We start from the raw sequence: 5,728 nt of genomic DNA, 5'->3' as shown, positions 1-5,728 counted from the left end.
GAAACTGAAGCGGTGAGTGAGGCGATGGCAGTTTTCCTCACGGGAGCGACGGGCTATCTGGGCTCTTACATCGGTACCGAACTTCTCGACCGACATGGGCAATCCCTCAATCTCCTCGTTCGGGCGAAAGACGCTAGGGATGCCGAGCACCGGTTGTGGCGGGCCTGGCAGCTTCATCTGGACTTTCCCAGGTTTTTAGAGTATCTCCGCACACGGGTCGTCATTTACTGCGGGGACATCACCGAGCCTAACCTTGGATTGTCGCCACATGACTATCGGCGGTTGTGCGAGACGACGGACTCGGTCATTCACGCAGCAGCTACGCTCAATCGCCGGTCGGAGAAAAGCTGCCTCAACGTCAACCTTCGCGGCACGCTCGCGGTGATCAAGCTCGCTCAAGCGGCCCGCGATCTGCACGGACTCCGTCGCTTCAGTTTCGTCAGCACTGTCGCTGTTGCCGGTCACCGTCAGAACGAGACCGTCGGCGAAGATGAAGCGGTTGAATGGTCCCGATCGGATTACGATCCCTATGCGAGGACGAAAAAGTTCTGCGAGTTGATGGTGCGGGAGCTGTTACCCGATGTCCCAATCACCATCTTTCGACCGAGTATTGTGCTCGGTGACAGCCGTTTCCCCGAAACGACTCAGTTCGACATGGTCCGGGCTTTTGTCTTCTTAGCCGGGTTACCCGTGCTCCCGTTTCGCCCCAATGATCGAATTGACATTGTCCCGGCTGATTATGTCGGGGAAGCGATCGCCTATCTGCATCAGAAGGAAAAACCGCTTTATGACACCTATCACCTCTCGTCGGGGGTCGAATCGGAGACGTTTCGTCGCCTGACGGACACACTCTCAGCGGCGCTCGGCAAGATGCCGCCTCTCTATCTTCCCTGGTTGGTGCGGCCTTTTTCGGCCACGGTGGGCTTATTGGCCGGCTGGCGCGGGACGTCAGTTGGTTATCTGGCCTCATTGCTCAAAGTTTTTCTGCCCTATCTGGTGTGGAACACGGTTTTTGACAATTCGCGAGTCATCGGTGAGCTGGGCAAGAAACCGGTCCCGTTCTCTCGCTATTGCGCGGGACTGCTGCGTTTTGCCAAGCAGGGAAATTTCACCTATCCCTATCGGGAGTGGCCCGAGGCAGTTACAGTATCGGTTCATCACTGACACTGGCGGAGAGGTGCCCGGGGAAAGCCGTCTCGTTGACCGACACTGGCCATGATGGATTTCGTCTTAGAAGGCTGGATGAGCGGGCTTATTGAGCTGGCGAAACTGCGCTGGATTCTTGGCGCTCGCGATTCCCGGTGGCGCCCGGGCCAGAAGCTCAAACTTTTATTCGCGGGTTACAACGGGACGCGCAATACGGGTGCTGATGTGCGCGTGGAGGAGATGCTTCGCCAGATCCGGCATATCCTGGGCCCCGACAAGGTGGAGTTGAGCGTCCTGACGCAAAATTTTGCCTTCAGTGAGGGATATTTTGAAGGCACACGACAGGTCAAATTGCCCGACGTGTTTCCCCCCTTTCTGATCCGCGAGGTCCCCCGGTATCACGGCGTCGTGGCCTGCGAGGGCTCCATGTTCAAGAGCAAGTTCGCCAATGCCCTGACGACGATGATGATTGGAGCGTTGGGCATTGCTGCGGCCGAGAATAAGATCTCCGTCGGCTACGGAGCTGAAGCGGGTGCCATGGATCCGCTGCTCATGAAGATGGTCAAACGCTACTGTAGTCAATCGCTGATCATCACGCGGAATGAGGAGTCAGCGGCGCTACTTGGGCAGCTCGGAGTTCCCACTGAGGTAGGAACGGATACGGCGTGGACCTTCGAGCCTCATGGTCCAGAATACGGAGAAGCCGTCTTACGCCGACTCGGCTGGGATGGAAAGGAGCCTGTTCTGGTCCTCTGTCCGATTAATCCCTATTGGTGGCCCGTCAAGCCGTCCTTGGTAAAATATCTCGCTGCCTCTTTAATGGGTGCTTACCGGGAGAGCCAGTATCGAACGATTTATTTCCATCGCTGGGGACCCGATGTCATTGAGGCATTTGATCGCTATCTGAAGGCGTGGGCAAGGGCTGTCACTGCCTTTACGGCGAAATTCCCCGCCTTCACCCTGATCGTTGCAATGGAGCGCTTGGATCAACCGGCCTGTCATCGGTTGGCCAATCTCCTCGGAGGGCGCCCCGTGCTGACATCGGAGGACTATAACATGTACGAGCTTGTGAGCATCCTCCGAAAGGGGTCGCTGATGATCTCGTCTCGGTATCATGCCATCGTCACCAGTATGCCCGCACTCGTTCCGTCAGCGGGAGTGACGATGGATGAGCGAATCCGAAATCTCATGCGCGAGCGTGGACACGACCATCTTGTCGTCGAGGTTGACGATGCCGATCTTGAGGATAAACTCGTCGGGATGCTGGAGACGCTCGCCAAAGACAGGGAGGCCATCGCCGACGGAATTGGTCGGACGGTAGCGAAGAATTTAAAGGTCATGGCGCGGATGGGAGTGTACTTCGAACAGCACGTTAAGCTGTGCTATCCGGAATTCCCGACGCGCAGCGGCATTTATTCCTGGGAGGACTATCTGCCACCACTCAGTCAACCCTTACGCCGTTTGGCTGAAAGGTACACGTAATGGAAAGGGAAAGAATTCGCCGCGAGAATGAGCGAGGCGAGCGGATCATCTGTCGGGGGGACCTTTTGTGGCTCCCGCCTCATCAGCGGGGAGGGCGGCCAGAAGCAACTGTCCGTTTGGGGATTCGATGAACTTCTTGGAAACAGTTTTCACTCATTTGAAACAAAGGGGCTCGCAGCCCGTTCTTCGGGAAGTGCGGGAAGGTCGTCTCGTGTCAACAACGGCCGATGAGTTGCTGGCAGAGACGGCGCGGGCGCGGGTGTTTCTTCGGAGTCGCGGCCTCACAAAAGGAGATCGGGTTGTCCTGCTGGCCCCTAATAGTGTTCGTTATGTGGCGCTCAATCTCGCGCTCATGGCCGAAGGGATTATCACGGTTCCGCTGTTTGTCCGGGAGACGGCAGCGCGGATGGAAGCAATCATCAGAGACTGCCAGCCCGCTCTCATCTGCGGCGAAGCTCCAGCAGCCTCTGCTTCATCAAAGGAGCCAGAGAATCCCATTCTCGAAAGCCTGAGGCGAACATCCGGGACCGGGGAGTCGGCGTCCATACATGACAGAGTGCGGGGTCTGCCACCCATCATCACGTTCGCTGAGATTTTCGGGACGGTTGCGCGCAGTTTCGATTCAGCGAGTGCCTTGGCTGGACATCCTGCGCCGCCAGTAGCGCTTCTCGGAGATGGTCCCATCCCTCTTTCGGACGATGATCCGGTGACGATCATCTATACGTCGGGAACGTCAGGCGAGCCCAAGGGCGTCATCCTCACCGTCGGCAATCTCAATTTCATGCTGCCGCAGACCAATGCCCGGCTGGATCAGTTAATGAGGCGACGTTCAAGTGCGTTCGCGCGGGAAGCGAAATCCGAGGGGGTTGGCGAGGAAGCACGCGCTGACGCCCCTCCGGCGGATCAGGTCTTTCATTATCTCCCGTTCTGTTTTGCCGGGTCGTGGATTTTGCTCCTGACATGCCTGTCGCGGGCCAGTGTCCTGACGCTTTCGACGGACCTGAGCAAACTGCCCGAGGAACTTGCCCTGGCTCAGCCGGAGTATTTTCTCAATGTCCCCACCCTTTTGGAGCGTATGAAGGCGGGCATTGAAGACGAGCTGCGCAAACGCGGGCGCCTGATATGGACGCTTTATCGCAAGGCCGCTTCGGCCTGGCTCGGGATGTATCGTAGCCGAAATGATTCCGGCCAGCAGGAGGCGGCTCGGTATGGGCCCCCCTCCTGGCACGACCGGCTGTGTTACATGGTGGCGCGGCGCTTGATCTTCCCCCGCGTGCGGGAGAAATTAGGGCCCCGGCTCCGGGCTCTGATCTGCGGATCGGCCCCCCTGCAACAAGAGACACAGCTTTTCTTCATGATGCTGGGGCTACCGGTCCTTCAAGTCTACGGACTGACGGAAACTACAGCCATTTGCACGATGGATGATCCCGACGATTTTCTCCCGGGCTTCGTCGGACCCGCAATCCCCGGCATTGAGATGCGGTTGGGAAGTGGCGATGAGATTCTCGTGCGCGGTCCCAACATTTTCGCGGGATACTGGAACCGGCCGGAGGCGACGGCCGAAGCTTTCACCGACGGCTGGTTCCGCACCGGCGATCAGGGAGAGGTGAACAGGGAAGGGAAGTGGAAGATCATCGGGCGGGTGAAAAATCTCATCGTGCTCAGTTCTGGTCATAACGTTGCTCCCGAACCGATCGAGCAGATGGTCGAGCAAACGCTCCTCCGCATAGCACACGAGGGAGTCCCCCCCGCGCCAGCCGCTCGCGCTCCGGTCACTGTTCAAGCAATGGTTGTGGGTCATGGACGTTCTCACCTCGGAGTGATCATCACCGGGAACTGGACCCCAGAGCAAATAACTGCCGCTCTGGAGCATGTCAACAGGCAGCTTCCTTCATTCAAACGAATTCGCGCTTTCCATATCAGTCCTGAGCCCTTCACGCCCGACAACGGGTTATTGACGGCCAACGGCAAGCTGCGGCGCCAGGAGATCGAGCGGCGATTTCGTCAGGAGATTGAGCAAATGTACAGATGACGGTGGGCCCCATCCTCCGACGGTCAAGGCGGGATTCATGCAAGGCATACTGGTTCGGTCTGTGGTCAAGTTTCTGAAAATCTGAATAGGGGAGGGTCTGATGATTGGGAAGATTTCGCGTCGAACGCTGATGACAACAGGATTCGGAGCACTTATGGCAACTCACTGGAGCCTGGGCCGGTGGTTGGGCCAGGCTCGGCAGAGAACTGGTTCGCGTCCGGTGGTCATATCGAGCGCCAATGGATTGCGGGCGACGGCCAGGGCCATGGAGCTCATCCGCCAGGGAGTGGATACGCTCGATGCTGTCATTGCCGGGGTCAACATCATTGAAGATGATCCGGCAGACCAAACCGTCGGCTATGGCGGCTTGCCCAATGAAGACGGGGAGGTCGAACTCGATGCCAGCGTCATGCATGGCCCGACCCGAAGAGCGGGCGCCGTTGCTGCCCTCCGCTACATCAAAAATCCCTCCAAGGTGGCCAAAATGGTGATGGAGCGCACGGACCATCTTCTCCTGGTGGGAGAAGGAGCCCTGCGCTTTGCTCTGGCCCATGGATTCAAGAAGGAGGATTTGCTCACGGAGCAATCGCGCCGGGTGTGGTTGCGATGGAAGGAGACCATGAGTGACCGGGATGCCTGGGGGCCTGGTCTGGCCGCACCGCGGCAGAGTTCAGCTCAAAGGGGTCAAAGCAACTGGTCAGACGACGAGGAGGAAAGAAAATGGCTTGTGTGGGCGGACTGGGTTATTGCGAATCCCCCCACGGGAACCGTCACCTGTTTGGCCGTCAATGAACGGGGCGACATTTCCGGTACAACAAGCACCAGCGGGTTGGCCTTCAAAATGGCGGGGCGCGTTGGAGACTCTCCATTGATCGGCTGCGGCCTCTTTGTGGACAACGATGTCGGTGCCGCCGGCGCGACAGGTCGCGGCGAGGAATGCATCAAGATCAATGGCGCCCACACGATCGTCGAACTCATGCGGCGGGGAATGTCACCTACGGATGCCTGCCTTGACGCCCTGCGCCGGATTGCCCGTAACTACGATAACGACCGGTCCATCCTCCGGCG

4 protein-coding genes are annotated in these 5,728 nt (G+C 58.3%); all 4 read left to right on the top strand.

All coding sequences use genetic code 11. The features are described from left to right. A partial coding sequence (locus VNM72_11595) for an SDR family oxidoreductase (protein HXF06041.1) occupies window positions 1-1,164 on the top strand: 1,164 nt, incomplete at its 5' end. A 78-nt stretch (window positions 1,165-1,242) separates the two neighbouring features. Then, window positions 1,243-2,628, top strand: coding sequence for a polysaccharide pyruvyl transferase family protein (locus VNM72_11590; protein ID HXF06040.1), 1,386 nt, complete (start codon window positions 1,243-1,245; stop codon window positions 2,626-2,628). A gap of 127 nt (window positions 2,629-2,755) precedes the next feature. Further along, a complete protein-coding gene (locus VNM72_11585) occupies window positions 2,756-4,660 on the top strand; it encodes an AMP-binding protein (protein ID HXF06039.1) in 1,905 nt (634 codons plus the stop codon). A 100-nt stretch (window positions 4,661-4,760) separates the two neighbouring features. Next, window positions 4,761-5,728 (top strand): N(4)-(beta-N-acetylglucosaminyl)-L-asparaginase (locus VNM72_11580; protein ID HXF06038.1); only part of this gene is annotated, 968 nt, incomplete at its 3' end.

Source organism: Blastocatellia bacterium (genome assembly GCA_035573895.1).
Lineage (GTDB): Bacteria > Acidobacteriota > Blastocatellia > HR10 > HR10 > DATLZR01.
The sequence above is the reverse complement of the archived record's forward strand: the minus strand, read 5'-3'. Positions and strand labels throughout refer to the sequence as shown.